Source organism: Novosphingobium decolorationis, assembly GCF_018417475.1.
Lineage (GTDB): Bacteria > Pseudomonadota > Alphaproteobacteria > Sphingomonadales > Sphingomonadaceae > Novosphingobium > Novosphingobium decolorationis.
Genome location: NZ_CP054856.1, coordinates 3,808,195 through 3,834,128, shown reverse-complemented (window position 1 = coordinate 3,834,128; position 25,934 = coordinate 3,808,195). Strand labels below are relative to the sequence as shown.

23 protein-coding genes, 1 tRNA gene and 3 pseudogenes are annotated in these 25,934 nt (G+C 59.1%); 10 read left to right on the top strand and 17 right to left on the bottom strand.

Translation table 11 applies throughout. The features are described 5' to 3' along the window. Positions 1-10 precede the first annotated feature (10 nt). Together HT578_RS17745 and HT578_RS17740 are read left to right on the top strand one after the other, a co-directional pair. Entirely contained in the window at positions 11-784 is a 774-nt protein-coding gene (locus HT578_RS17745) for an N-formylglutamate amidohydrolase (protein ID WP_213500912.1), read from the top strand. Positions 785-975: 191 nt separating this feature from the next. Then, positions 976-1,227, top strand: a complete 252-nt coding sequence (locus HT578_RS17740) for a hypothetical protein (RefSeq protein WP_039390582.1) — start codon at positions 976-978, stop codon at positions 1,225-1,227. A gap of 135 nt (positions 1,228-1,362) precedes the next feature. Here the strand turns inward: HT578_RS17740 and HT578_RS17735 are convergent, their stop codons facing one another. The 8 genes and pseudogenes from HT578_RS17735 to HT578_RS17700 all read right to left on the bottom strand — a co-directional run. Then, on the bottom strand, positions 1,363-1,815 hold the full coding sequence (locus tag HT578_RS17735) for a hypothetical protein (RefSeq protein WP_039390584.1): 453 nt from the start codon (positions 1,813-1,815) through the stop codon (positions 1,363-1,365). A gap of 91 nt (positions 1,816-1,906) precedes the next feature. Continuing rightward, entirely contained in the window at positions 1,907-2,095 is a 189-nt protein-coding gene (locus HT578_RS17730) for a hypothetical protein (RefSeq protein ID WP_039390585.1), read from the bottom strand. Between the two features lie 71 nt (positions 2,096-2,166). Next, positions 2,167-2,376, bottom strand: coding sequence for a cold-shock protein (locus tag HT578_RS17725; protein ID WP_039390587.1), 210 nt, complete (start codon positions 2,374-2,376; stop codon positions 2,167-2,169). Positions 2,377-2,842: 466 nt separating this feature from the next. Continuing rightward, positions 2,843-2,989, bottom strand: coding sequence for a hypothetical protein (locus tag HT578_RS17720; RefSeq protein WP_159108045.1), 147 nt, complete (start codon positions 2,987-2,989; stop codon positions 2,843-2,845). A 42-nt stretch (positions 2,990-3,031) separates the two neighbouring features. Next, complete coding sequence (gene infA, locus HT578_RS17715; protein ID WP_039390590.1) at positions 3,032-3,298, bottom strand: translation initiation factor IF-1; 267 nt, start codon at positions 3,296-3,298, stop codon at positions 3,032-3,034. Between the two features lie 244 nt (positions 3,299-3,542). Beyond that, positions 3,543-4,475, bottom strand: coding sequence for an IS5-like element ISNov2 family transposase (locus HT578_RS17710; protein WP_213500911.1), 933 nt, complete (start codon positions 4,473-4,475; stop codon positions 3,543-3,545). A 9-nt stretch (positions 4,476-4,484) separates the two neighbouring features. Continuing rightward, positions 4,485-4,886, bottom strand: a complete 402-nt coding sequence (locus HT578_RS17705) for a response regulator (protein WP_213500910.1) — start codon at positions 4,884-4,886, stop codon at positions 4,485-4,487. Positions 4,887-5,127: 241 nt separating this feature from the next. Then, positions 5,128-5,781, bottom strand: a pseudogene (locus tag HT578_RS17700) (LysR substrate-binding domain-containing protein); the annotation flags it as partial. Positions 5,782-5,900: 119 nt separating this feature from the next. Between HT578_RS17700 and HT578_RS17695 the strand changes: the two are divergent. Beyond that, positions 5,901-6,961 (top strand): IS630 family transposase gene (locus tag HT578_RS17695; RefSeq protein ID WP_152536499.1). Its coding sequence is split into 2 segments (ribosomal slippage): positions 5,901-6,408 and positions 6,408-6,961, totalling 1,062 coding nucleotides; the frame shifts between segments, so codons are not numbered across the junction. A 274-nt stretch (positions 6,962-7,235) separates the two neighbouring features. Here the strand turns inward: HT578_RS17695 and HT578_RS17690 are convergent. Continuing rightward, positions 7,236-8,075 (bottom strand): annotated as a pseudogene (locus HT578_RS17690) (tyrosine-type recombinase/integrase); the annotation flags it as partial. Between the two features lie 89 nt (positions 8,076-8,164). Here HT578_RS17690 and HT578_RS17685 point away from each other — a divergent pair. Beyond that, positions 8,165-9,221, top strand: a protein-coding gene (locus tag HT578_RS17685) for an IS630 family transposase (protein ID WP_213500909.1) whose coding sequence is annotated in 2 segments (ribosomal slippage) — positions 8,165-8,667 and positions 8,666-9,221 — 1,059 coding nt in all. Because the reading frame shifts where the segments join, the coding sequence is not laid out codon by codon here. On the opposite strand, the gene HT578_RS17680 is transcribed toward HT578_RS17685, so the two are convergent. The 7 genes from HT578_RS17680 to HT578_RS17650 all read right to left on the bottom strand — a co-directional run bounded on the left by HT578_RS17680 (position 9,222) and on the right by HT578_RS17650 (position 20,710). Next, a complete protein-coding gene (locus HT578_RS17680; protein WP_213500908.1) occupies positions 9,222-9,629 on the bottom strand; it encodes an Arm DNA-binding domain-containing protein in 408 nt (135 codons plus the stop codon). A 284-nt stretch (positions 9,630-9,913) separates the two neighbouring features. Then, positions 9,914-11,977, bottom strand: coding sequence for a 3'-5' exonuclease (locus tag HT578_RS17675; protein WP_213500907.1), 2,064 nt, complete (start codon positions 11,975-11,977; stop codon positions 9,914-9,916). 3 nt (positions 11,978-11,980) lie between these two features. After that, positions 11,981-12,826: a hypothetical protein gene (locus HT578_RS17670; RefSeq protein WP_213500906.1), complete on the bottom strand. Its 846-nt coding sequence runs from the start codon at positions 12,824-12,826 to the stop codon at positions 11,981-11,983. Between the two features lie 36 nt (positions 12,827-12,862). Next, positions 12,863-15,658: a site-specific DNA-methyltransferase gene (locus HT578_RS17665; protein WP_213500905.1), complete on the bottom strand. Its 2,796-nt coding sequence runs from the start codon at positions 15,656-15,658 to the stop codon at positions 12,863-12,865. Further along, positions 15,658-16,620, bottom strand: coding sequence for a protein NO VEIN domain-containing protein (locus HT578_RS17660; protein ID WP_213500904.1), 963 nt, complete (start codon positions 16,618-16,620; stop codon positions 15,658-15,660). The genes HT578_RS17665 and HT578_RS17660 overlap by 1 nt, the downstream gene beginning before the upstream one ends. Continuing rightward, on the bottom strand, positions 16,617-19,631 hold the full coding sequence (locus HT578_RS17655) for a BPTD_3080 family restriction endonuclease (RefSeq protein WP_213500903.1): 3,015 nt from the start codon (positions 19,629-19,631) through the stop codon (positions 16,617-16,619). The genes HT578_RS17660 and HT578_RS17655 overlap by 4 nt, the downstream gene beginning before the upstream one ends. Before the next feature lie 692 nt (positions 19,632-20,323). After that, positions 20,324-20,710: a hypothetical protein gene (locus HT578_RS17650; protein ID WP_213500902.1), complete on the bottom strand. Its 387-nt coding sequence runs from the start codon at positions 20,708-20,710 to the stop codon at positions 20,324-20,326. A gap of 8 nt (positions 20,711-20,718) precedes the next feature. Here HT578_RS17650 and HT578_RS17645 point away from each other — a divergent pair. The 6 genes and pseudogenes from HT578_RS17645 to HT578_RS17620 form a co-directional block, all read left to right on the top strand. Next, positions 20,719-21,402: pseudogene (locus HT578_RS17645) on the top strand (IS3 family transposase); the annotation flags it as partial. Positions 21,403-21,663: 261 nt separating this feature from the next. After that, on the top strand, positions 21,664-22,161 hold the full coding sequence (locus tag HT578_RS17640; protein WP_213500901.1) for a hypothetical protein: 498 nt from the start codon (positions 21,664-21,666) through the stop codon (positions 22,159-22,161). 832 nt (positions 22,162-22,993) lie between these two features. Further along, positions 22,994-23,278, top strand: a complete 285-nt coding sequence (locus tag HT578_RS17635; protein ID WP_213500900.1) for a hypothetical protein — start codon at positions 22,994-22,996, stop codon at positions 23,276-23,278. An 86-nt stretch (positions 23,279-23,364) separates the two neighbouring features. After that, positions 23,365-23,796, top strand: a complete 432-nt coding sequence (locus HT578_RS17630; RefSeq protein ID WP_213500899.1) for a hypothetical protein — start codon at positions 23,365-23,367, stop codon at positions 23,794-23,796. 101 nt (positions 23,797-23,897) lie between these two features. Continuing rightward, positions 23,898-24,077 (top strand): helix-turn-helix domain-containing protein, encoded by a 180-nt coding sequence (locus tag HT578_RS17625; protein ID WP_213500898.1) that lies wholly within the window; start codon positions 23,898-23,900, stop codon positions 24,075-24,077. A 158-nt stretch (positions 24,078-24,235) separates the two neighbouring features. Further along, positions 24,236-25,423 carry a tyrosine-type recombinase/integrase gene (locus tag HT578_RS17620; RefSeq protein ID WP_213500897.1) on the top strand — a complete coding sequence of 396 codons (1,188 nt, stop codon included), beginning with the start codon at positions 24,236-24,238 and terminating at the stop codon, positions 25,421-25,423. 150 nt (positions 25,424-25,573) lie between these two features. On the opposite strand, the gene HT578_RS17615 is transcribed toward HT578_RS17620, so the two are convergent. Then, positions 25,574-25,660 (bottom strand) — tRNA-Leu (locus tag HT578_RS17615). Positions 25,661-25,934: the final 274 nt, after the last annotated feature.

Below are 25,934 nucleotides of genomic sequence, written 5' to 3'. Positions count from 1 at the left end.
CCATGTCCTGATGGCTGCACCACGCCTTGAGACCTTGCTTGGTCCCGGCGATCCCGAACCCGTTCAATGCTTCAATCCTCTCGGCACTGCGCCTTTCATCCTGACCGGGGATCATGCCGGAGCCGCGATACCTGACCGGCTCGGGTGGCTGGGCCTTGGAAAGGACGAGTTGTCCCGTCATATCGCGCTCGACATCGGCGTTGCCGAACTGGGCCGTGCCATTTCCAGGCGCCTCGACGCCGTATTCCTGTCGCAGGCCTATTCCCGCCTCGTGGTGGACTGCAATCGCGATCCCTGGTCGCATGAGGCCATTCCGCAAACCAGCGACGGGACGCCAGTGCCGGGCAACCAAAGCCTTTCCTCGCGCGAGCGAACGCTGCGTATCGGCGAAATTCACGAGCCCTACCACGCCAGACTGGCCGAGGAGGTCGCAAGGCGCTGGCGCCCCGGAAAGCGGGTCGTGCTGGTCGCGCTCCACAGCTTTACGCCTGTTCTCGGCGGGATCGAACGGCCTTGGGATGTCGGTATCCTTCACGCGGGCGGAAACGAGAGCTTTTCGCGCCGGTTATTGGGCGCATTCGCGCGCGAGCCAGGCCTGCGCGTCGGTGACAACCAGCCCTATCTCATGGACCGGACGGACTACAGCGTTCCCCGCCATGCTTTCGGTCGTACGCTGGATTATGCCGAAATCGAGATCCGTCAGGATCACGTTGCGGACAAGGCCGGACAACGGCACTGGGCGGAATTGCTGTGCATGGCACTTGAGGAGGCCTGGCGGCAGTAAGCGCTTGTCACGATCGGGAGAACGGCTCATACCCCCAGCATCAGGCCGAGGGTATCCGAGCAAGTCCTGACTGAGAGACAGGTCGTGCTCCCGCTTTTGACGTGGAGCCTCTTGATGCCTTTACACCCTGCTCTTTTCGTGACCATTGACCAATCCTTGCCGTTGGCGCTTGACGAAGGCGATTTGCTGTCATGAGCCGCGCCATGAACCTGGCCCTGCCCGAAGAAGACGTGATCGCGGCCTGCGCAAAGTACGAGGTGTCGATCAGTTGCACCGAGCCGCTACCGCAAGGCGGTACGCATCTGGTCTGCACCCGTGGAGAGGGCGCGATGGTCATCCGCTCGAAGCTTGCCGCGCACCTTATCGAAGGGAAAGTCGTGCGTTTCCCGTTTTTCCGTTCCGACAAGGCCCGATGGCCATGGGGGAGTCAAGCACGGGGTTGAGCGCAAGCGGTGCGCGCCCACGTGACGGCTTTTGTGCTGCACAATCGCCGCGCCCCGTGACGGGTGGGCGGCGCGCAGGCTGACTGCGGTTCTGGCACAGGTGGTCCGGGACGGAGCCGCCCCAGCTACGCAGTTTCAATGCGTGCTGCCAAATCCCGCAGGAATGCGCCGGGCATCGGCCTCGTCTTCGACTTGCTGCAGGCCAGTCAGGAGATCGACCATGCAATTGAAAAATTCCAGGGCATCGCTGGTCGATCCGAGCGGAAGCCGGACTTTCGATCCTGACAGTGCCGTCATGGCTTCAGCTTCGGTTGCATCCCGAAAATGCATGAGCAATTCCGCAGGCCCGCCGGGCTTGTCCGCGATACGATCGGAAACGATGGCGCCGATCCGTTCGAGCAGCGCCGAGTGTTCCGGCGAGCCCGGGTTTGTTGCCAGAAATTCGACCAGCCCGAGCCAGTTTTTCGCACCGCCCGATGATGCATTGGCGCAATGAAGCACCTGCAGTGCACCGCAGCCGTCACGCTTGCCAAGAGACCAGGTATCTCCATTTGAACTTTCGCAAAAAGTAAGCATCGCTTCAGCCATGGGTTCCTCTTTCGATCTGGGCAGACGTATTCTGGTCGGCGGCCTTGCGACGGGCGATCGGCAAGGATCCGGTCGGGAGCTGGCTAGCCAGTCAGCTTTCGGAAAGTGACTGATGGGTCTTCTTGCGGTTTCGCTCCAGCTTGAGCGCGCTGGCGGCCATTTCTCGCCATGCCGCCTCCGCTCGTAAGGCGCGTTCACGCACGTTCTCGAGTTTGGCAAGCTGGGCGTCCCGCGAGGCTTCGTCGGCACGGGCAATGAGAAACGCATAGTTCAGAGCCATGGCATGTCCTTGCAGGTCAGTGAACAGACGCCCCCGACGCCGCGCAAACGCGGGCCGAGGGCGCGGATAAATCAGTCGGCGCTGCTGAGGTTCACAGCACTTTGCTTGCCGTTGCGGCCCTCTTCCACCACGTAGTTCACGCGTTGGTCCGTGTTGAGCGTCGAAAACCCGGCGGCCTGAACAGCCGAGATGTGCACGAAGCTGTCGGCTGAGCCGTCGTCAGGCTGGATGAAGCCATAGCCCTTGTCTTCGTTGAAGAATTTTACGGTTCCGATAGTCATGGTCGTTTCCTTTCAAGAAACGGGTTTGCCCGTCGGCGACATGCCGGCCGGGTGTTGCGTCTGGTCGTCAATTGAAAGGAATGCGTCGTCTTGCGGGAACGGTGATTTTGACATCCCATGTTCCGTAACCAATTCGTCGATACCCGTTTGAAAATCCAACGAGAGCAAAAGGGGTTCGATCACGTGGCGCGTGAGGCGTCTCGCGACCTGGAGGAGGAGGACGGGGTAACGCAAGCCTGGCTCCAGGCACAGGCTGCGGCTGCTCCAAGATTGTGCTGGAATGCGCTGATGCCGCACGCGATGGTCGATGCTTTCAGCATGAGCGTACGGCGATCGCCGTCATTCCGGGCCCTGCTTGCTTGCAGCAGTGCGCGCTGGTGCGCGGCGTATTCGTGGTTGAGATCGATGGGCTTGATCCTGTTGGCGGACGTGGCCGAGGGCCATCCCGCTGGTGTTCGTAAAGTAGTCAATCGACTATCGCGGCAACGAGCCGCTGAAGGTCGGGTGCGCTCAGCAGCGAGCGCATTTCCGGAATACGGGCCAGCCGGCTGCGCGGATTTGCGCGAGGGCGCTTGGGGTGGCGCTCGGTGGTGCCGGCCGTCTTGAGTGTCATCGTGTCGTTCTCGAACCGGCTTAAAGCCGCTCATTTCTTGTTTCAGCGTCGGAAGGTCCGTCCACGAGGGCCACCGGGGCCTTGCCCTGGCGTCTTCTCGCGATAGACAATGCGCCCCTTCGACAGGTCGTAGGGCGTCATTTCCACGCGGACGTGATCTCCGACGACGGACTTGATGCGAAACCGCCGCATTTTTCCGGCAGTATAGGCAATGATCCTGTGGTCGTTCTCGAGCATCACGCCAAAGCGCCCGTCGGGATAGATCTCGTCGATCTGACCTTCCAGTGTAATCAGTTCTTCCTTTGCCATGGCCGCCTCTTCAGATGCGGGTAAAAGCCCGCAGGCGGGCACATCCCAATCTGCGGAGCCATGAAGCGTGTAAGGAAGGCGGTGCCGCAATCTGTGCGGCAATCAAATTCCGTCGCAAGCGACGTGAGGCAATCTTTAATATAGAGCCATATTCAAAAATTACAAGATAAATCGCCAGTGCCGGTCTTGAGGGCTTTGTTGCATAAATAGATCCAAGGCAGCAGTTAGCCTTTGAAGGCATCGATCACCCGACACGCTGAGTTTGGGGCCTTCCGAGTGCGGTGAAGCGGTTGAGGATGGCGGCGCGGATTTGCATTTCGGCGACCTGGCGATCGAAGTCGCGTGCCATGATGCGTTCGCCCAGGAGTTTGAAGCAATGCATTTTGGTTTCGACCAAGCTGCGCTGGTGATAGCCGCTCCATCGTTTCCAGATTGTCCTGCCAAACCGCTGACTTGAGCGAACGATTTCGTTGCGGGCCGCGACGCCCGGCGTACTCTCCGGCCAGGCTTGCGCATTACTGCGGGCAGGGATGATCGCACAGGCATCGCGTGCGGCAATGGCTTCGTGACAGGCCCTGGTGTCAAAAGCGCCATCGGCGCTGACGCTCGCGATAGCTTGATCGTATGGGATCTGGTCCAGCAGTTCGGGCAGCACGGGGGCATCGCCAACCCGGCTTCCCGTCACTTCGATAGCGCGGATATCCAACGATCCGAGGTCCACACCCAGGTGAACCTTTCGCCACTGGCGACGTTTGGACGGGCCATGTTTGCGCCTGCACCATTCCCCGTCTCCAACGGCCTTGATGCCCGTGCTGTCAATCAGCAGGTGCAACGGTCCGGAACTGGGCTGGCAGGGGATCTCGACAAGCAGGGTCTTCTGCCTTCGGCTCAGCGTGCTGAAATCCGGCACCGGCCAATCGAGCCCGGCCATCTCGAGAAGGCTGGCGACCATGCCGGTGGTCTGGCGCAAGGGCAGCTTGAACACGCCCTTCAGCGTCAGGCAGGCCTGGATCGCGACATCCGAGAACACCGGCTGACGCCCGCGCTTGCCGGTCGGAGTGGATAGCCACTCCATCTCGGGGTCAAACCAGACCTGAAGCGAACCTCTCTGCGCCAGCGCTGCGTTGTAGGACTTCCAATTCGTCGTGCGGTAACGGGCGCGGGGCGGTCTGCTCATCGCCGCCTCCTAACCAACTGGATTCACCAACGGAATCCCTTGGGCATTTGCGCAACAAAGCCTTTTCAATGCATCGACGAGAGCCCCATCCATATAGGGTTTTTCTAGAAATACGGAGCCATGCGGAATGTCGTGACGGGCCAGAGGCCAGCGGCCTGACGTGATGATGATGCCGATGTGCGGCCATCGCGCCTGCGTTTCAAAAGCCAACTCCATCCCATCGATTGGCCCGGGCATGTCGATGTCAGTGAACAGGATTGCTATTGAAGAGCTCTCTTCAAGGATGCTGAGAGCACGAGTCGCATCCGCCGCCTCTCTCGGAAGGTATCCGACGCTCGCGACAAGGTCGCAGGCCGCCAGCAATATAAGGGGTTCGTCCTCGACAACGAGGACAGTGAACTTGTGGGACATGTCCAGACGTCCTTCGGCGGGGCGCAGCGGTCAGCCCGGCATGTTGTCCCGAAATCATCGGCCGAGGCTCGCAGGTTCCGTTCGAACCTGCGCACAACAATAACCGCAGGACCTTTAATTTCCACAATATTTTTCGTGCGCCAGCTTCAGAAGCCGCATGCGGTCAACCTGGATGAACGATGCTCCGGAGCTTTGATCGAAAAAACGAGTGTAATGGGCGAGCGCGCTAGCTGTTCAGCAGCTACCCATTGCTGAGGGAAGTTGGCCGTTTCGCGCTTCGGGTGCGGGCCTCGTCTCGAATCATGGTTATGATCTTGCGCAGTGTTTCGGGTTGCTGGCGGCGGCTTGGATAGTAGATGTGAATCGCTTCGCCCGGGGACGCCCCCTGGTGTAGAACTTCACGCAATTGGCCGGCATCGATCAGGTCGGTTACACGTTCGCGCAAGCAATACGCGATCCCGCAGTGATCGCGGGCGATGCCGATGGCCAACGCGCTTTCATGGACGACTGCGGACCAAGAGAGGTTGAGCGTGCGGGCTGCTTTTCCCGTGACGAGTTCCCAATGGCACATCGCACCAGTGCCCGTTCGCATGCCGATGCAGCGATGCCTTGCGAGGTCCTCCGGGCTTTCTGGCTCCCTGGCTGCTTCGAGATAGGCCGGTGAGGCGGCCATAACCCAGAGCAAAGGGTCCCCTAGCGGAATGGCGATCATGTCTTCGGGCATGCGATCGCCGAACCGGATGCCCGCATCGAAGTCTTCGCCGACGATGTCGACCATCGCGTCCTGCACCACGACCTCAAGGCCGACTTCTGGATGTTCTGCGCTGTAGCGGGCGATGACCGGGCCAAGCAGCAGCCGCGCCGCATGGCTAAGCGCATTGATCCGAAGGCGTCCAGCCGGGCTCGCCCGGTAACGGTTGAGCTAATACCAAGGCGCGCTGAGGCTGACTCACGCCGGGGATTCCCAAGCGGATGAAAATCTGATTCGACGTTGCGAGCACATGGAGGCTTGCGATGGCGGCAGCGATTGGGGTTCGATCTGACTACACATCGGCGGATTTGCGCCAGTTTGCGCGACGAAGTGGCGATGCCAATCAGGTCCGGCGTCTGTTGGCTGTTGCACTGATCCTGGACGGCAGGAGCCGCAGCGAAGCGGCGAGGTTTGCCGGGGTGACGCTGCAGATCGTGCGCGACTGGGTTCTGCGCTTCAACGAGGGAGGTCCCGACGGTCTGGCAACGCGCAAGGCTCCGGGGAGAGCGTCGATCCTGAACGACGAGCAGCGCGCGCGGCTTGCCGAGATCGTCGAGACTGGGCCGATTCCTGCAGCGCATGGCGTGGTGCGCTGGCGGCTGTGCGATCTGGCGCAGTGGATCTGGGACGAGTTCGAGTTGTCGGTCACACGTCACACTCTTGGGCGCGAGCTTCGCGCCATGGGCTACCGCAAACTCACGGCGCGGCCACGCCACCGTGGCCAGAAGAGCGATGACATTGCCGATTTTAAAAAAGGTTCGCCGCCCGTCTGGCGCAAATCAAGCGGCGGCTCCCGAGAGGAACGCCGATAGAGCTGTGGTGGCAGGACGAAGCCCGCGTCGGCCAGCAGACCAAGCTCACCCGGCGCTGGGCGAAGCGCGGCACCCGGCCATCAGCGCCGAAGGACCAGCGTCGCTCCTCGGCATGGCTGTTCGGCGCGATCTGTCCCGCCGAAGGCAAGGCCGCCGGTATCGTCATGCCCCGTTGCAACAGCGAGGCGATGAGCATGCACCTCGAGGAAATCGCCTTCCACGTCGCGCCGGGCGCGCATGCGGTCCTCCTGCTCGATCAGGCCGGATGGCACGGTTCGGCCGAACTGGTCGTGCCTCCCAATATTACCCTGATGCCGCTGCCGCCACGATGCCCGGAGCTCAACCCTGTCGAGAACGTATGGCAGTTCATGCGCGACAACTGGCTGTCGAACCGCATCTTCAAATCCTACGACGACATCGTCGACCACTGCTGCTTCGCATGGAACAAGCTCGTCGATCAGCCCTGGCACATCATGTCCATCGGAATGCGCCAATGGGCGCATGGGTACTGATCTATGCACCTTGGTATAAGGCCTGCGCGCGCGCACTTTCGCATGTGAGGAGGCTAAGCGGCTGTTCCGCTCCTGGGAAGCGATTTTCTGGCGCTGAGCGTCTGAGAAGGGTCGGAGCCTGCAAACGACGGCTAAGGCGGTAGAGGCCCTGCCCCAGGAATAAGGCCGCCGCTACGCACCGGACAACAAAGGACCTCCGGCTGAACAGCGATTTAGAGTCAACGGCAACCGAAGGCATTGCCTGCTTATGATAGGCAATGCCTCCGATCAGCAGCTATGATGTCCGGCGTCTTGCCGAAAAATCCGGCCGCAGGATATCTGCTCCATCGCGCAGAAGATCGAGATAGTCTGACCACTCCTGCATCATCTGCACGCGCTCGTCCCAGTACTCTCCTCGAGCATAGGCGCGCCGGACCTGGTTAGTGTCCACATGCGCCAACTGGCGTTCGATCGCATCCGGGTTCCACTGGCCCGATTCATTGAGCAGGGTCGCCCCCATGGCGCGAAAGCCATGTGCAGTCATCTGGTCCGGTTTGTACCCAAGACGCCTCAGCCCCTGAGTGACGTTATTCTCCGACATCGGTTTGCGCGGGGCGCCTGAGCAAGGGAACAGGAAGCGCCACCAGTGCGTGACCTCGTGAAGTTCCTGCAGCATCGCAAGAACCTGCCGCGAAAGCGGGACCCGGTGGGGACGGCGCATCTTCATCCTTTCAGCCGGGATGGACCAGATCCGGTTATCAAAGTCGATATCCGTCCATTCCGCCTGACGCAGTTCTCCCGGACGAAGCAGGACATGCGGCGAAAGACGCATGGCGAAACGGGTGACCTTACGTCCACTGTAGCCGTCCATTGCGCGAAGAAGCTTACCCACCTCCGGCGGGTGCGTGATTGCGGCGAAATGCCTGACTTTGGGTGTGGTGATAGCGCCTCGCAGATCCCTGGCAACGTCCTTGTCGCACCGAAGGGTCGCCACGCCATAACGAAAGACCCGGCTCAGAACACTGCGCATCCGGCGGGCTGTCTCATACCGGCCGGCCGCCTCGACCTTTCGAAGGACAGCAAGGGCCTCATGCGGCGTAATCTGTCCGATCGGGATGGTTCCGATTATCGGGTAATACCAAGGCGCGCTGAGGCTGACTCACGTCCTCGCTTTCCAAGCTGGTGATTTTCTGATTCATCATGGCAGGCACATGGAGGCTTGCGATGGCGGCAGCGATTGGGGTTCGATCTGACTACACATCGGCGGATTTGCGAGGGTTTGCACGACGAAGTGGCGATGCCGATCAGGTCCGACGCCTGTTGGCTGTTGCGCTGATCCTGGACGGCGGCAGTCGCAGCGAAGCGGCGAAGATTGCCGGCGTGACGCTGCAGATCGTGCGCGACTGGGTTCTGCGGTTCAACGACGGAGGTCCCGACGGTCTGGCAACGCGCAAAGCTCCGGGGCGGGCTTCGATCCTGAACGACGAGCAGCGCGCCCGGCTCGCCGAGATCGTCGAGGCGGGGCCGATCCCCGCGGCGCATGGCGTCGTGCGTTGGCGGCTTGCTGACCTGGCGCTGTGGGTCTGGGACGAGTTCGAGCTGTCGGTCACACGCCACACTCTCGGGCGCGAGCTTCGTGCGATGGGTTATCGCAAGCTCTCGGCCCGGCCGCGCCATCGTGGCCAGAAGCGCGATGACATCGTCGATTTTAAAACTTCGGCGCCCGTCTGGCGCAAATCAAGCGGCGGCTCCGGGAGGAACGCCGATAGAGCTATGGTGGCAGGACGAGGCCCGCATCGGCCAGCAGACCAAGCTTACCCGGCGCTGGGCGAAGCGCGGAACCCGGCCATCGGCGCCGAAGGACCAGCGTCGCTCCTCGGCATGGCTGTTCGGCGCGATCTGTCCCGCCGAAGGCAAGGCCGCCGGCATCGTCATGCCCCGTTGCAACAGCGAGGCAATGAGCATGCATCTCGAGGAAATTGCCTTCCACGTCGCGCCAGGCGCGCATGCAGTCCTCCTGCTCGATCAGGCCGGATGGCACGGATCGGCCGAACTGGTCGTGCCTCCCAACATCACCCTGATGCCGCTGCCGCCGAGATGCCCCGAACTCAACCCAGTCGAAAACGTCTGGCAGTTCATGCGCGACAACTGGCTGTCGAACCGCATCTTCAAATCCTACGACGACATCGTCGACCACTGCTGCTTCGCATGGAACAAGCTCGTCGATCAGCCCTGGCGCATCATGTCCATCGGAATGCGCCAATGGGCACATGGGTACTGATCAATGCACCTTGGTATAAGCCTTGGCGAGGAGCCACTCGATTTTTTCAATCGTGACCTGAGCGAGGCCTTCACGCTCGCACTTTCCCAGCCATTCTTTTGCAACGTCCTCAAATGAGTTGGCCGCAGCGTATCTCGCAGCGATTTTTGCGCGCCTCTTCTCGAGGGCAGGATCAATGCCTTCAGAAACTTTCCGCCGGGCCTCGTCGCGCTTCGCCCGGGCGTCCGCGAGGCCAAGCCCCGGCCATGCGCCAAGGTGAAGTGTCTTGTGCTTTCCAAGGTAGCGGTAGTTGACGCGCCAGAGTTTGGATCCCGACGGTCGCACCGCGAGATGAAGGCCCAGAGTATCATAGAGATTGTAGGATTTGGCGGCTGGCTTGGCGGCCGCAATCTTGATGTGCGTCAGCATAGACTTTTCCCAGCAAAGCCGGGTCAATCCAGAGCCTTCAGGAGCACCTCATAACCGGAGGTGCTGTGGGAGGCCACGACTGGATGACGCCGGACGGTTAGCCGACGATCATCAGTTGAAAAATGCTGTAAAACCAGCCCGTTGCTGGACGTCTCTGGACGCTTCCAGAGAGAAAAAGTGGTGCCAGAAGAGGCATCAAGTCTTGCGGATCAGCCGCAGAAATCGGCGCTTGCACCATAGGCGCCCATAAGGAGGCCCCCAAAAAGGCCCCCCTCCACTGACATTCAGCTCCTCGATGTCAGATCATCGAGGAACTCACTCCCAGGCTCCAATCCAGTCACGAGCAGGCGATCTCTGGCTCTCGTACAAGCAACGTAAAGCAGATGCCGTTCGGTCTCAAAAGCGGCTTCAAGATCGGCCACATCACCGATCATCGCTAGCCGCTTCGAGTCTGGGACTACATGTTCATCGCAGGCCATCACCACCACGGCTCTGAACTCCAGACCTTTCGCTTCGTGCATGGTGGCTATGGCCACACCGGCATCATCGCGAACATCAAGCCCTGCAGCCCTGACAGCATCGCGAGCGCGTCCAAGCTGAGCGTCTCCCCGAACCAGAACGCCGATTTCTGCCTGCGTCATTTCAGCATCGAGGCATTCCAAGATAAATTTGGCGACCGCCTCCTGCTCCTGCTCTACGCTTTCCACGAGCAACAAGCGGGGATCGGGTCCATCAAAGATTGATACCGTGCCACGCCGACCTTCTTCGATGCCGTCCATATCGGCGATCGTCGCCGGAAGCAGCTTGTCGGCCATGGACCTGATCTGGTGCGAAGTGCGGTAGTTGACCTTCAACGCATGACTTCGCCCCCGAATGTCGAGCCCCAGGCGCGTCCAACTAAACGGCAAGTGGAAGATCCTCTGACCAATGTCGCCTGCGAGGAACAAAGCGTCGTCTTGCCCTTTGGAGATCGCCCCAAGGAACTTGACCTGAGCCACCGACAGATCTTGAGCCTCATCGACTACTACGTGTGTGTAGCCAAGCGGCTGCCCTGCCTCCTCCCCGCTCTGCACGCGAGCGAAGACTTGCGACCAGGTCATCACTGCACGCTGCTCCAAGCGCTCACGCACAAACTCGAACACGCTCCATGCGGCATCGCGCTGTTGGGGGCCAAGTCTGGTTCGCCTCCCGATGCGGGGAACGACTGCGTAGGCACCGGCCTCCGTAACATTCCACGCATCGACAACTTCATCCCATTCCTCGAACAGGAACTCAGGCGTTAGACCTGCGCCCAGCCCCGCCTTGATAGCATCCGCGATAGCCGCACGTATGTGAGAGGATTTCGCGATGCTCGGCTGGCCGAAGTACTTCGTGTGCAAATCATAGACGGCCTGATCGAGGGTGCGAACCTGCACTTTCTCTCGCAAGGACGGCTCAGCTTCAGTCAAGATCTCAAACTTACGTCCAAGCGAGACGGCCAGAGGCTTGGAAAAAGTCGTCAGCAAGACACGCGCATCGGCCTGCTCACGGGCAATGTGCACCGCGCGATGCAAGGCAACGATCGTCTTGCCAGTCCCCGCTGAGCCGGTAACACGTGCCGGACCGGACCAGTCACGCTCTGCCAGACTGCGCTGGGCGGGGTGTAGAAACACCGCCCACTTTTCGAACGGCTGGTCGAGAGCCGCCTGTAGCTCTTCCACGTTCTCCAGAACGCGAAAACGCCGTTGGGCATCGGGGTGTGTATAGGGGTCGGATCCAGGCGCAGCCTGCACTGCGACATGATCTTCGAGCCGTCCACCGGTAAGGAAATCCAGAAGGGCTTCCGCAGCCTCGTCGGGAAGACTGTCGAAAAGCCCATCGACACTGGCTTCCGGAGCCTGCTGCACGGGCTCAAGCCAATCACGCGGCACGCCGACGTCCAATAACTGGTCGTCACTGAGGCCAGCAAAGGGCTTTGGCGCCGGGAGCGGCTGGCCATGATCACCTTCAACGATACGGTCAGTGTAGATCAGGCGTTCTTCGACGCGCTCGACCAGTTCAACGATCTGCATCGCGCCCGTGCGCTCATGTTGAACCAGCTTGCGCCGTTCCGCCCAGCGATAAGCCTCATCGTGATGACCGACGTAGACCAGCAAGGTGTGGTCCCCATCCTTATGCAGTACGATGCGCAGATCCTGACTGACACGCGCTGTCCAAAGCCCCTGAGTTTTCTCGACACGATGGAGCTGGATACCGTTGCCCTTGGGATCGAAGAGTAAGTCAGTGGCGGTAAGCTTGACCTGCTTTTGCTCCTGCGGCGCCAGTTTCCCCAGCGCATCGGTGAACGTGGAAGACCAGAGCAGGTTCACAATTTAGAACTCCCCACTCACATAAAGTGTAACACTAGACCTGCTTTCGACTTTGGCCTGCATATCAAGACGCAGAACCTTTAAATCTGCCATGACCTTAGCAGACATACGCAAGTCACGATCCAATGTAACGCTCAGGTCAAATGTCTTCCTGCCGTAATGCAGTCGGCTTTCGACGAGCGCTTCCCATGAAGGCTCGCGCTCAAGCCAAACGAGATCTTGAGGAAGGGTGGGCTCGCCACCGGCTGAAGTTCCGCTGCGCTCGAAGCGCCGAGCTCTGGCTCGGCGACTTTCTGCTTCAAAAGCAGCCTTAGCACCTCGATTAAAGAATTTCCTTTCCTGCCCGTCAATACTCACATCGAATGACGACGAATATTCGGATTGGAAAGATATACTATACCTAGTGGCACCAAGAGCGTTCAAAACCCTCTCAAGCTCACTCAACTTATGGTCGACCATATCATCATTGTATGTATCTACAGAATAATACATATTATCACACAAAGGGTTTACTGCATAAGCCCTTCCAACTTCAGCAGACCCGCTCAAGAATTTAAATAAATTCGCCTCTCTTAGTGGAAGAAGGTGAACAGTCCCTCCCGCATTGCTCACACCTTTAGAATAAGAATAATTAGCCTTCTGCACAATTCTATCCAAAGCAAACTTACCGGCAACTCTAACTAATGGACCTCCGGGCAATATCAAAGGAATTGCCTCTACAATAATTTCTCCATATTTAAGCTTATTTGTAAAACCGACTCTCCGGTCATACTCCTGATCTGAGAGCACTGCGATGTACCTTCTCTCAGAGAAGGGTATACTTGTAACTGATCGAACCAGATCAACCATATTTGCGGCCCCGTTATAAATTGCAGCTTGTGGAGATCAAACCTCCACCACCTTCATCACTTCATCCCCAAGGTGGTTCACCACCTTCACCGCTACGCGCCCGTCGATCGGCCTTGGGAACGGACGGGAGCGGGTGCGCTTGAGGCTTTCCCAGGCTTCGGCGTCGATCTCGGCCTTGAGGGTGGTTTTCAGGGCCTTGTAGGGATCGTTGGCGCCGGGGAAGTAGGCGTGGCGCACGAAGAAGCTTTCGTAGTTGTAGTCGGTGTCGATGAACCACACCGCAATTTCGTCGGCATTGCTGCTCTTGATCTCACCGCCCTTGTACATGTCGATGCCGGCCACTTCGATGGAAACCATGCCATCGGCCTCGTCATGAACCTGGATGTCGGGCTCGCCGAAGACGGTGAAGAGGTTGCCTGCGCCGGTGTTGGCAAGGTCGGGCATATGCAAGTCGGGGTTGATGCGGGCCTGCAGCACGGTGAGCGCGCCCATGCGGTCGAACTCGCTGGCGTGGGCATCGAAGTTGAAGGCAGCCGCCACCAGAAGGTCGAAGCCCGCCTCCATCGCCTCGCGCGCAGCAGCGGTGAGATCGGCGCGCGAGACGGTACCGTACTCGGGGCCGACGAGGATAGCGGCGCGGCGTTCGGGGGTATCCTCGGCATCAGAAGACTGGCGCACGCGGCCTTCCGCGCTGATGTAACGGCCCGGCCAACCCTTGGTGGCGGTGAAGACGAGTCGATCCGCCTTGTGCGCTTGCTGGACGCCGGACTTCTTCAGGTTGTCGAGCACCATGGAGACGAAGTCCGCCGCCTCGCCCCCACCCACTTCGCCCGCTTGGCGACGCCCTTCGGCAGCCTCCAGTTCATCGAACAGGCTGTCGTCCACATCGACGGCGGGGACGCGGTGAGGCGAGAGGCTTTCGACCGTGAACGGCCCGGCCACGCGCACGCGGCCCTTGTCCTCATAGGGCTGGTCGTAGAGGTATTCAGTATCGGCCTTGGCCGCGATCGATGCGTCGATTTCCTGCTGGCGGGCGATGCGCTGCGCCCACCAGGCCTTGTGCGCCGACAGGGCGCTGTCGGGCCAATCCCTGCCTGCCTCGCGCGGGATTTCCCATTCCTGCCATTCCATGCCGAGCGCAGAATTGAGCTGAACGCGGAGGTCTTCGAGCGTCGGCTGGAATTGCTCCCAGATCGTGTCGATCTCGGCGTTGTTGGCGATGGACTTCAAGGTGATATGCGGCACACGCTTGTAGACGAAGCCCTGACGGATGCGGCCATGCGTTGCCGCCATCGAAGGCGGCGTGCGGGTGACTTCGGCTTCCTTGAGTTGCCCGTCCTTGCTGTCGGCCAGCAGATACCAGGGATAGCGCGCACCCATCAGCCGCGCCCGTGCGAGCGTCAGCGCAACGCGTGAGGTGTCCATGGTGATCCAACGCCGCCCCCACTGCTCGGCAACATAGGCGGTGGTGCCCGATCCGCAGGTGGGATCGAGCACGAGGTCGCCTGGGTCGGTGGTCATCAAGATGCAGCGTTGAATGACTTTTGGTAACGTCTGCACGACGTATATTTTGTCGCCCGGTCGCCCAGCGATTTGAGTGTCCGTCCATGTACTTGACATCGCAACCTGTAAGCTATCTTCAAAGTACCTAAGGTACCCAAGCGACCCAGAACGCCCCACGATGCGGCCAGCACGAATAAGGCGTGCCATCCGATCTTTATCGGTTTTCCAATAACCACTAGGATAAAACGACCTTCCCGCCAGTTTTACTTCATATTTTGTACCTGGAGACTGGCTGGTTACAGTATCAAGGCGGAAAACCCGCCCATGATCCGGCAACTCATTCGATAAAACTTCGTCGTCGCTCAAACGACGAACCTCACCATTCTCGAAAATAATCGAACGGTACTCACCCCCACCAGGGCCGGTCAGAGTTTTTGTGATACCGGGTGCGCGGTACTTCAATGCAGCCAAATTTTTAGAGTACCAGAGTATATAATCACTTGTATTTGCAAGCGCATTCGTCGTCGCACTTGACGTCTTGGCGAATGAAATCATGCTAACGCAGTTCTCATCTCCAAATACTTCATCTAATAATGCTCGCACACGATGAACGTTCTCGTCCCCAATCTGTACGAATACCGAGCCGCTTTCGGTCAACAGGTCGCGGGCCACGGTCAGGCGGTCGCGCAAGTAGGTGAGGTAGGAGTGGATGCCATCGCGCCAGGTGTCGCGGAAGGCCTTCACCTGCTCTGGCTCGCGGCTGAAATGGTCAGCCTTGCCGTCCTTCACGTCGCGGCTCGTGGTGGACCACTGGAAGTTGGAGTTGAACTTGATGCCATAGGGCGGGTCGAAATAGATGCACTGCACCTGCCCCTTCAGACCTTCGCGCTCGGCCAGGCTTGCCATCACCTTCAGGCCATCGCCCAGGATCATTCGGTTCGACCAGTGCTGGTCATGTGCGTAGAACTCAGTCTTCGCCTCCGGGGCCACGCCATTGAAATCGGAGAACAGGTCCGCCATTGGCTCCGGCTCGGCCCGCCGCTTCGCCGCGCGCTTCAGATCCTCGACCAGCGCCTTGGGGTGGATCTTCTCCTGAATGTAAAGCGGAGGCGCCTCGACCACGAGGTCCGACCAGTCCGCCATGTCCTTGCCCCGCCACACCAACTGCGGATCAAGATCAGGATTGCGCCGCTCGTAAGCCGCCCGAATTGGCGTCTTCACATCAGGCGGCACAAACGCCTCCAGCTCCGCCGTAGGCGCATTCTTCCGACTCGCCTCATCATGCGTGAGCGTTTCAACGGTAAGGGGTTTCTTGGGGGCACGAGCCATCAGGCAGGATCCTTGACTTTTTCACGACCGATCCACGCGAGAGGTGAAAGATCGAACTCTGCTTTAAACTTTGAAAGGTCGAAGATCTCGACTGTCGGCTTTTCGAGTGCGGTCGTGACAATCGCAAATCGCCACTGCGAGTTCTCAAGAAATCGCTTCTCGTTCTCCGAAAGGAAGAAACGCCTGGAGCGCCCCGCCGTACCCTTGACCTCGACGCGAAGTACCTGACCCGTTTCCCTGTGGGTGGCCTTGAGATCGTACCCGCGGTTCAAATGTTCATGGCTTTTGACCTTGAAGCCTTCAGCTTTGAGCGTCTTTATAACAGCCTTGATCGCGGCCTTCTCAACCTCGGCTCGGAACGCGGCAGTTCCAAGATCAAGAAGCGGGTCCACCTTACGCAGGTCGACGCCAGGCTCCGGGTTCTGAATAGCGACGGATCTGAGAGCTCGGACCCGCTTCAAAAGTTCATTGCGAACTTCGGCCTTATCGGCAGTTCGCTCAATACCGGGGCCAGACAGATATGAAAATCTGGCAGAGCCAATCGTCTTGTGGGAATATCCTTCAAGGCGATACTCGGGCGGCACGAGGTAAGCCGACTTGGCGGTGATCGAGTAAACAGGAGCCTCATCCGCCTTATCATCGCCGAACATCGGCTCTGGCAAGGCGACATCGTCGCGAGCACGGCTCTCACCCAAAGTGGCGCCCTCATACCAGCCGACGACATACATGCCGCCGAGTTCAGGATGGCGCGCTATGAAGATCACCAACCAGTCGTCTGGCTTTTCACTCGATGGTGTGCTGCCAGACATGCTGCCAGTATAGCCGCAGTACGTACCATCCCCGTTCGGCAGGAAGTTGAACATCTCCGCACGTCGCTGCTGCGGATAGTCAAAGTTGCCACGCACTAGATCGCCTTGATAGCAGTCTGCCCAGCCAATTTTGATCCATAATACGCGTTTCATGCTGCGGCTTCTCCAACCAGTTCATCCAGCCAAGCTTCGACCTTAGCTGCAAATTCCGTCTTGATGGTCCAGACATCGGTGAACTCGGCAAAGGCCCAGCGCCCCTGCGTGCCGAGGTTGTTCACACCCGGGATCCACAGGGTGCGCATGGTCTCGGCCTTGTCCTTGTCATCCTCGTCGCGCTCCCCCTTGATCTCGACAATGAGGTTGAGGGGATCGTCCTCGCCTCGGCCATCGTCGAGCCGGATGATAAAATCAGGTCGGTAGCGACGCGCTTCTCCGCCAGCGGTGTAGGGCACCTCGAAGCCGAGGTTGTGGTTCTTCACCCAAGCCAGAACGCGCGGGTGCTGATCGGCAACACGGCAGAACTCGGCCTCCCAATCGCTGTCGATCACCGCGTAATTGATGTGGCACCGTTCGCCCGTCTCGTAACGATCCTGGCTAGTCATGAAGCTCACGCTGCGGGTGGAGCCTTCCCGGTTGTAGGGATCGAGTATCGCCAGCACGCGACCGCCGCCTTCGGCGCCGCGCGTAATTGCGTTCATGATACGATCTGCAACCCGGTCAGCGATCGCATAATAGAGGATCTGCGCCGGGCGGGTGTTGCCCTTGCAGACAAGGTGCTCGTTCATCCACTTACGCACGATGGTACGCATCTGCATGACGAGGCCCGCGTTAATCGGCTGCAACGCTTCGGTAAGGCGCCGTTTGACGATCATTTCGGCCATACGGAAAACGATGGAAGACTGACGAATTTCACCTAGGTGGTCGAGCGTCAGCTCGGCCTGCTCCCCGACGATGCCCGAGTTCACGGTTTCCGTCGCCCCAACAAGTTCTGGTGTCAGTTCCAGTGCGGAGTCAGCCGTAAACTCGGCACGAATGACATCTTGCGGCATTTCCGTGCGGTAGCCATCGACCCGTGGAAAGCGAATTTCCGACGTGTCGCGATCCGGGATAAGGGCATGGACCCGCTCCATGTCAGGCGGGGTTCGGATCGGGGCGACGACCGGCTGGGCCGTGAAGTCGAATGGGATGCCAAGAACATCGGCGTATTCAACGCCGAAACGTCCATCCTCCTGCAACTGATAGGACTGCCTGCGCAGAGCACGCCCCATCACCTGCTCGCACAGGAGCTGCGTGCCGAAGGCGCGCACACCAAGGACATGAGTGACGGTGTTCGCGTCCCAGCCCTCGGTCAGCATCGAGACGGAAACGACGCATCGGATACCCTCGCCCAGTTGCCCCTTGCGGCCCACGGTGTTGAGCACCTCGCGCAGGATGGTGCTGTCGTCGATCTTCTCGGCAGCAACGCGATCGCCCGTGCGCTGGACCAGTTCCTGCTTGAAGCGGTCGATCTCATCAGCAGCGGCAGCTCGAAAATCCGACGAGATCGCCTCGCCCGACTCCAGTTGCATCGAGTCGATTAGCAAGGTCCGCATACGTGGAAGAGCGACGCCATCCGGATCGAAGTTGCGAAACAACTTGCACTTGCCCGCCATCAGCGTCCTGGCGCCGTTCTCATCCTCCAGTTCGTAACCGCTGATGTAATCGTGAACGAGCTTGGATGTCGCGGTGTTGTTGCACACCACGATGAAGACGGGGTCGACGCCAATGCCTGCCTCACGCCAGGCGGTATGCGTTTTCTCATAGTGGCCGTAGAGCGCGTCAATGGCCGTCAGTAGCTCGTTGGGCAGCTTCTGCGGATCATCGAAGCCGGACTTGCCGCGCCCCTTTTTCGGGAGCTTCTTGCCGATGTGTTCCCACAAGTTGCGGAACATCGGCGTCTCGCCTCCGGGCACGTTGTCCATGATGGGAACGCGTGGGAGCTTGACGATGCCGCATTCGATCGCGTCCATCAGCGAGAAGTCGCTCATGACCCAACCGAACAGCGAACCCTCGCGATAGCCCGACCCCTTGAGGAAGAAGGGTGTCGCCGAAAGATCGTAGACCATATTGAGGCCCAACTCTCGCTTAACCGCCTCCAGACCTGAAATCCAAAGCCGTGCAGCTTCGTTGTTTTCCTTCGCTTCGGCACGATCTTCGCCCTTGAGTGCCTTCTCCTCGTCAGGCGTGAGCGGTCGTTCGCGATAACAGTGGTGGGCCTCATCGTTCAGAACGACGATGTTCTTCATGCCCATCAACTCGCCAGCGACCCGGCGGATCATGGCACCGTCGCTCTCCGGCTTCGGCTCGGTGCGAAGTGCCGAACGCTGCACCTTGTTTAGCGAAACCTCATCCTTCTTCTTGAAGGCGTGGTAGTTGGTGATGACGATCTTGGCCTTGCCGAGATCTGGCAGCATGTCCTCGGGCACGATCTCACGGCTCTTGTAGTAGCTCTCCGGATCGTTCGGCTGCAGGACCCGCAAGCGGTCCTTGATCGTGATGCCTGGTGCGACCACCAGGAAACCGCGCGTAAATCGCTTCGCATTAGGATGACGGACGGCATTCACGGTGTGCCAAGCAATCAACATCGCCATGACGGTCGTCTTGCCGGCGCCCGTCGCAAGCTTGAGCGCAAGGCGCATCAGATCCGGGTTCGAAGCTGCGTTCGCTGCCTCAAGGTGAGACCAGAAACGACGCCCTTGTTGCGATGACTTCGGCGCGACTTCCGTCAACCAGATCACAGTCTCCACTGCTTCGACTTGGCAGAAGAAGGGTTTCTGGTTGACGAAATCATGAGTACGCCAATGGCGGAGTAACCGGGCTGTAGAAGGCGTCACCTGCCACTGGCTCTCTGGAAGGTTACGCCAGCTTTCCACGGCCGAGCGTATGCCATTTATGACTTCAGTCGGATTGTACTCCTGCCCCATCTCATCTGCCAGCAGTTCCCCCTGCTGCGCAGCCTTTCCTCGGACCTTCTTGGCCTTTGGAATTGGCGAGACCAAAGCGCTCTTGCGCCTGTGGCTGACGATCTCGGTAGTCGGCTGTCCGTTCTCATCAAGATCCCAGTGGCGCGACGGCTCCTCATAGGGCGAGTTCAGGATAGGTGATTGAAAAAACGTGTCAGCCATCAAAATGCTCATCCCGCCTCGTGCCGTGTCGCATCAGGCAAGCTACACGGCCACCTCCATATTCGTCCCTCGGGACGTCTGCACCAAGCATATCCTGATCAGTGGGGAAGCCCCCTTCGCACTCCTACAAGTACTTAGAAAAATCGGAAAAGTCGAACACATTCAAGGCAGAAGTAGCCTTACTCAAGGCAATCGCGGCCTCTAACTATGCGAACCCAAATCGCCCTCGAACGCAGCCTCTGATGACCGTGATGAGCTGGCATCGAAGTAGCCCGCCTGGCAAACTCGGATCATCCTCCACCCAAAAATGGCAAAAATTTTTTCGCGACAAATGAGGGGCCATCGCGTGCGCCCCGAGCCCTGGCGTTCATAAAGGGTGCCACCCTTCTAACAGACCAAGCTGGCGGTAAACTCGCGTCTGCGCTGAGATCCAATTCGATCTCGATGATGAAAGCGTACAAGGCCAACCGAAGCCTACTGCCTTCGCCTTCATGAGTGGACTGCTAGATGCAGAGGGCTTCGGTTTAGGCAATGGGAAGGGGGTGACCACTACCAGACCCAGCGATCTCTCCTAGGCCATGCAACTCCCTAATCGAGGCCTTTCTCCGCAATGGGAAATCATTGATCGCCGGGGCCACACCGCCTCCACGGTGGATGCCCCTGGATGCGAAATCGTAGCGCCAAGACCGGCGTTACGACTGTTCAACCGTAGCATTAACAACGCATCCGAAGCGCGGCGACATGATACCATCGATGCCGCGACCCAGATCCCAGATCACCCGGCTTCCATCCGCGAACGTGGCGGTGACTCTGCGATCGTGCAGATCGCCAGTCCCTCTGCGAGATCTCGGGGCATGATGGAAGTTGGTGTTTGGCAGCTTGGCGGCCACTTTCCTCTCGATGTCGCCACACTGTTCCTCATTGCTTTCATAGCTGTCTCGCAAGGAGTCAGCATCGAAGCTGACGACATGCACTTTCCCAATCGAGTCCGCAGCTTTGTCAAAGCGCGCAATGAAATCAACCAGCCTGCGGCGAGCATCTTCCTGAGCGCAACAATAGGGATCTATGATCTGCAGCACCTGTATGCCTCCTGGCGCGGGAAGGCATGAAGCCCAACCACAAGAAGCTGCTGCGCATCTACCGCGAGGAAGGGTTGCGGGTGCGCCGCCGTGGCGGGCGCAAACGGGCGCTGGGAACGCGCAGACCAATGGTGCTGCCGGATGGGCTGAACCAGCGGTGGTCGCTCGACTTCGTCTCCGACAGCCTGATCTGCGGTCGGCGCTTCCGCATCCTGTGCGTGGTCGATGACTTCTCGCGGGAATGCCTGGCGCTGGTGGCTGATACATCGCTGTCAGGCGCACGGGTGGCCCGGGAACTGACCAGCCTGATCGGGATGCGCGGCAAGCCGCACACGGTAGTCAGCGACAATGGCACCGAACTGACCTCGTCGGCCATCCTTCGCTGGTCGCAGGAGCGGCATGTCGAGTGGCATTACATCGCGCCGGGCAAGCCGATGCAGAACGGCTTCGTGGAGAGCTTCAATGGCCGTCTGCGCGACGAATGCCTCAACGAGACCCTGTTCACCTCACTGGCCCATGCCCGGTTCGTGCTGGCTGCCTGGCAGCACAACTACAACACGGTCAGACCACACTCGAAACTGGGCGGGAAGACCCCCGCCGAGATCGCCAGCGAACGTGTCTGGGGGCATGCCCCCAGACACGTTGCCATCCCATCAAACATCAATCATGAAGGAGCGAGACTCTACCTCTGAATGGTAACAATCTGGGGAGCACGTCACTCGTTATCGAACCGAAGGCGAGCCAACCGCAGGCACCATAGCCTCGGTCAGGTCTGCCCTCACACGTCTCGCCCTTAAATCGAACGGGACCTCTGCGCACCAGCCACGTTTGCGGTGGCAGTCGGTGCCATCTGGCGGCAAGATGGAAATTTATCGGCGACTTGGCAGGCGCTGGCTTGAGCCAGGCGAACAGGAAACATCACGCATAGGCAAAGCTGAAGGAAAGGCCCCCGCGTGCTCTACCATGCAGGACTATTGGATCCGGACGGAAGTCAGAGCCGCTGCCGCGAGTGGATCGCGCGTCGCGGTTGGAATACACCAGAGTTTCCCGACGACGTGCGTGAAGACTTGGCGATCTGGCTTGCCATGCCTGGCTTCCATATACAGTATCATGTCCGCAACCTCCGCAGCAGCTGGAGCACGATTGTCGCGGCGCGACGATACCTGGCAGACTTCGAGAACCTGGCCGACATGGTCACCGCGAACTGGATGAGCGCGACGCGTGATGACGCGATCAGGCTATCGAAGCTTCGCCCCGGTGGGCAGTCGAGTCCAATCCCGCTCCTATGCCAGCTCAAAATCCTTGATGATCTGAAGGTTGGCCATACGAAAGCCAGTCTGGCGCGGACATACGCCTGCTCGAGCCGATCAATCTGGACGATCCAGAACCAAGGCCTGCAATGGACAGGAGAATTGCCCCTCGGCTTTCGACTGCTCGTTACGCAGCGCTAATCCACCGGATTTTTCTCCGCATCGAGTATCAGGTTACCTGGTCTGGAAATTCAAGCTCGCCATAAAGATACTTACGAACACGAGCGGAATGGCGCCGATTTCAGCGCAGTAGAGGGCTTGTCCATGGCCAGGCGACAATGACACATCGTGCTCTCTTAGACGCCCTCTGCGGCCTCGTGAGTCCAAATTAGAGCAGAACCAGCGGGCGATTTGCCAGTGGGGTTCCGGCTGCTGGCGGCGATGAATTAATATTAGATCTAACGGGGACCCATTCCCTCTAAAGGAAAACTTTTTTTCCTCTATAACCTACTTTTAGACCAAAAAAAGTTTTGCCTATGGGGGATTGGGGTTTCAGAAAATCTAATATTAATTCCCCCTACCTTTTTTGGGGTTTAGCCTAGCTAGACGCCTCCGACTCGCTTGCAGCCCCCGAGCGACACTGGCACCTAAGGGGCATGAACACCGAACATTCAACGTCAACCAACAAGGCATCCTGGCGGTAGTTACCACCTGCCCCTGCACATCTATGGCTTCGAGGCGCTGCTACGCTCCGGCGACGCAATAGAGCCCCCCCCCCGACGAAGGGCCGAGCACTTTCGACATCGTCCACGGGAGCGCTGCGCAGTGGGCCGACACCTGCACCTTCAGCTAAGTTATGCCCCCGGTGGCAACGCCGATCATTCAGATTAATCCTGTTAGAAAAAATTCCCGAGGAGCAGCTCACGCGCCTTGCGCCAAGACTCGCAGGCTCCCATAATCACCGACGGCCCGACCAGAGGCGGCAACCTCCAGCCGGGCCTGACCATCAACCGTCTTAATCGGAGACGACTCAATGGCTGACACGCCGACTAGCAGCGTGGCCCTGGCTTGGGCCAGTGCCGCTTCCACTATCGACACGCTTCTTCAACAGCTTGATAGCGCGCCGGATAACGACCGAGAGCTTCAAGACCGCCTGGCTGCGGCCGAAGACGCTCTGGTCGATCTTCCTGCGCCGAACATTGCGGGCGTCCTTCGCAAGCTCGAATTACTCTGGGAACAGCAGTTGCATGGACAGGATCGAACCTCGGTCCAGAAGTTGACGATCCTCGACGATCTGCAGCGTCTCGCAACAGCCTGACCACACCCACACGAAAATCGCCGACCTCTCGGCCGTGGCGCACCATGCGCCGCTTGCCATGCCACGCGCGCTGGAAGGACACGAACATGAAGCTTCCCCACTACCTCACCTACGAACTCGTTCGCCGTCTGAACCGAGATGCCCCGGCACGGGAAACTCGAGCCCTCTTGAAGGCTCTGGACCTGTCACTCGACGAACCCAGCCCCAAACCTGACTTCGATGACATGCTAGAAGGATACGACGGGGCCTGCCAGACCGGTTCGTTCATCCTTGAAGGCACACTGGACTTCATCGGCCACAAGGTACCGATGCATTTCCGCATCCGCTACGCCAGACCGAACGACGACAAGCACCCCTGGGATATGATCAAGGGTCCAACGATGGATGTAGACGCCCTCACTTGGCAGCAGGACGCCCCGGCATGGACGCATGTCGGCGCAGACGTGCTGAGCGACGCCATGATCGAGGACATCTGGCCAGCGATCTCGCTACATGCAAGCCAGCAAGAAGTTCGCTGAACTTTCTTCGGGTTAGTCTAGGCTGAACCCCGACACAGTGTTTGCCCACGCTCATTCGCGTGCATATAGGAACAGCTTCCACCAACAAATGGAGGCAAATCTTGGAAAAAATTCAGTACTACACGGTCAATCAGACCTGCTCGATACTGCGAGTAGGCCGCACGAAGCTATACGAACTGATGAATACAGGCGAACTTCGTTTTATCATCATTGGCAGCGTACGCCGCATTTCCCACTCTGCACTTCTGCGCTTTCAGGAAGAGAACCTCGCTGCAGCCTGAAGGCGCAACACTTCGATCTCGCTCTAATTCTCATTCTCCAAATCGTTGATCTCGCTGCCACGGCGAGGTGGAAATGGCGCCCCTGCGGCGCCAGCCACTTCGACCGTCCCCTCGCAGCACCGCCCTTTCCCTGATGTTTCATGCCAGGCAGGACAACGATGCCCCTTACCAACACGACAATCAAAAACGCGCGCCCACGTACGAAAGACTGGAAACTATTCGATGAGAAAGGCCTATACCTTCTCGTCAAAACCACAGGAGCCAAGCTTTGGCGTATGAAGTTTCGCCACCATGGCGTCGAACGCAAACTGAGTTTCGGCCCGTGGCCAGACGTCTCGCTCAAAAAAGCGCGCGAGTTACGCGATGAGGCCCGTGCCACGCTGCAGGATGGCCTCGACCCCTCCCGCGAGCGAAAGAAGGCGAAGTCCGCAGCACGACGCGAAGCCAGACATACGTTTGCTGTTCTCGCTGACGAATTTCTGGACAAACGCCAGGCTGATGGCTTGGCAGACACCACCATCAGCAAGAAGAACTGGCTGCTCAATCACCTGAAATCGGCGATCGGCAGCGCCCCAGTTAATGACATCTCTGTTCCCGAACTCCTCACAGCAATCCAGCAGGTAGAGGCGAAGGACAAGCGAGAGACTGCCAGACGACTAAGATCGATAGCAGGTGAGGTCTTCAGCTATGCCATTGCCACCGGCCGCGCCCAAACCAATCCGGCCACGCAGCTCCGAGGCGCACTTCGAACACCTCAGGTCACGCACATCCCGGCAATTATCGACGTGGGCCAAGTCGCGGATCTAATGCGCGCCATCGACCGTTGCACAGGCTACCCTTCAACGCTTGCAGCCTTGCGCATCTCCCCGCACCTGTTTCAGCGCCCAGGGGAAATCAGACAGATGAGATGGGCTGACCTGAAATTGGATGACGCCCAGTGGGTTCCACGAATTGATGATCTGAAAATGCGCAAGCCCCATCAGGTCCCACTCTCAACCCAGGCCCTTGCCATCATCGAGGAGATGGCCGCCCTGCGAAACGGTCCATATGTCTTTCCGGCGTTTAACTCGGGGGAACGCCCGATTTCCGAGAACACGCTGAACGGCGCCCTCAAGCGCCTCGGGTACGGAGGCAAGATGACGGCCCATGGCTTCCGCACGATGGCAAGTTCATTGCTCAACGAAAGCGGAAAGTGGAACCCGGACGCAATCGAGCGTGCCTTGTCACATAAGGTCGGCAACACCGTCAGCGCGACCTACAACCGAACGCTCTACTGGAAGGAGCGCGTTGAGATGATGCAGTGGTGGAGCGACTGGCTCGACGATCTGAAGGCTGGGAAGGTCTGATCAGAGGCCCCCGAGCGAGGCCCCCAAAAGGCCCCCATGTGGCCGCGACTGGGGGCCTTTACTGGCGAACAGACACGGACACCATATAAGCAAAAAGCCCCGGTTTCCCGGGACTTTTTAGCTACTTACGATCACCTGCGGAAAGGTGAATGGTGCCCAGAAGAGGACTCGAACCTCCACGCCGTTACCAGCGCCGCCACCTGAAGACGGTGCGTCTACCAATTCCGCCATCTGGGCACGGAGGCGAGGGGACCAAGTTGCCGTCCTCGCCGGGTAGGAGGGCGCCTCTAAGGGGCGGTGCGATTCGTGTCAACAGGGGTTTGAAAGGAAAATGCATTTTTTGTATCCTCCCGCTTCGAACCTGCCGGATTTGTGCGGCTTTGCAGGACCTTTGCGAGGTGCACTTTCCTGCAAGCCGCGGAAACAACTGGCCGGTTGCCGAGTTCCCGTGCTTGTGGCAGGGGCTTTGGCGATGTGCTGCAAAGCGGGACTCGTCGCTCCGCCCGGCACC

Excerpts from the sequence above, each read along its gene's own strand:
- HT578_RS17710 (WP_213500911.1), bottom strand. The coding sequence starts at position 4,475 with ATGAGCAGACCGCCCCGCGCCCGTTACCGCACGACGAATTGGAAGTCC.
- HT578_RS17735 (WP_039390584.1), bottom strand. The coding sequence starts at position 1,815 with ATGGCTGAAGCGATGCTTACTTTTTGCGAAAGTTCAAATGGAGATACC.
- HT578_RS17680 (WP_213500908.1), bottom strand. The coding sequence starts at position 9,629 with ATGCTGACGCACATCAAGATTGCGGCCGCCAAGCCAGCCGCCAAATCC.
- HT578_RS17635 (WP_213500900.1), top strand. The coding sequence starts at position 22,994 with ATGGCTGACACGCCGACTAGCAGCGTGGCCCTGGCTTGGGCCAGTGCC.
- HT578_RS17655 (WP_213500903.1), bottom strand. The coding sequence starts at position 19,631 with ATGGCTGACACGTTTTTTCAATCACCTATCCTGAACTCGCCCTATGAG.
- HT578_RS17745 (WP_213500912.1), top strand. The coding sequence starts at position 11 with ATGGCTGCACCACGCCTTGAGACCTTGCTTGGTCCCGGCGATCCCGAA.
- HT578_RS17740 (WP_039390582.1), top strand. The coding sequence starts at position 976 with ATGAGCCGCGCCATGAACCTGGCCCTGCCCGAAGAAGACGTGATCGCG.
- HT578_RS17620 (WP_213500897.1), top strand. The coding sequence starts at position 24,236 with ATGCCCCTTACCAACACGACAATCAAAAACGCGCGCCCACGTACGAAA.
- HT578_RS17630 (WP_213500899.1), top strand. The coding sequence starts at position 23,365 with ATGAAGCTTCCCCACTACCTCACCTACGAACTCGTTCGCCGTCTGAAC.
- HT578_RS17705 (WP_213500910.1), bottom strand. The coding sequence starts at position 4,886 with ATGTCCCACAAGTTCACTGTCCTCGTTGTCGAGGACGAACCCCTTATA.
- infA (WP_039390590.1), bottom strand. The coding sequence starts at position 3,298 with ATGGCAAAGGAAGAACTGATTACACTGGAAGGTCAGATCGACGAGATC.
- HT578_RS17725 (WP_039390587.1), bottom strand. The coding sequence starts at position 2,376 with ATGACTATCGGAACCGTAAAATTCTTCAACGAAGACAAGGGCTATGGC.
- HT578_RS17660 (WP_213500904.1), bottom strand. The coding sequence starts at position 16,620 with ATGAAACGCGTATTATGGATCAAAATTGGCTGGGCAGACTGCTATCAA.
- HT578_RS17730 (WP_039390585.1), bottom strand. The coding sequence starts at position 2,095 with ATGGCTCTGAACTATGCGTTTCTCATTGCCCGTGCCGACGAAGCCTCG.
- HT578_RS17665 (WP_213500905.1), bottom strand. The coding sequence starts at position 15,658 with ATGGCTCGTGCCCCCAAGAAACCCCTTACCGTTGAAACGCTCACGCAT.
- HT578_RS17670 (WP_213500906.1), bottom strand. The coding sequence starts at position 12,826 with ATGGTTGATCTGGTTCGATCAGTTACAAGTATACCCTTCTCTGAGAGA.
- HT578_RS17720 (WP_159108045.1), bottom strand. The coding sequence starts at position 2,989 with ATGACACTCAAGACGGCCGGCACCACCGAGCGCCACCCCAAGCGCCCT.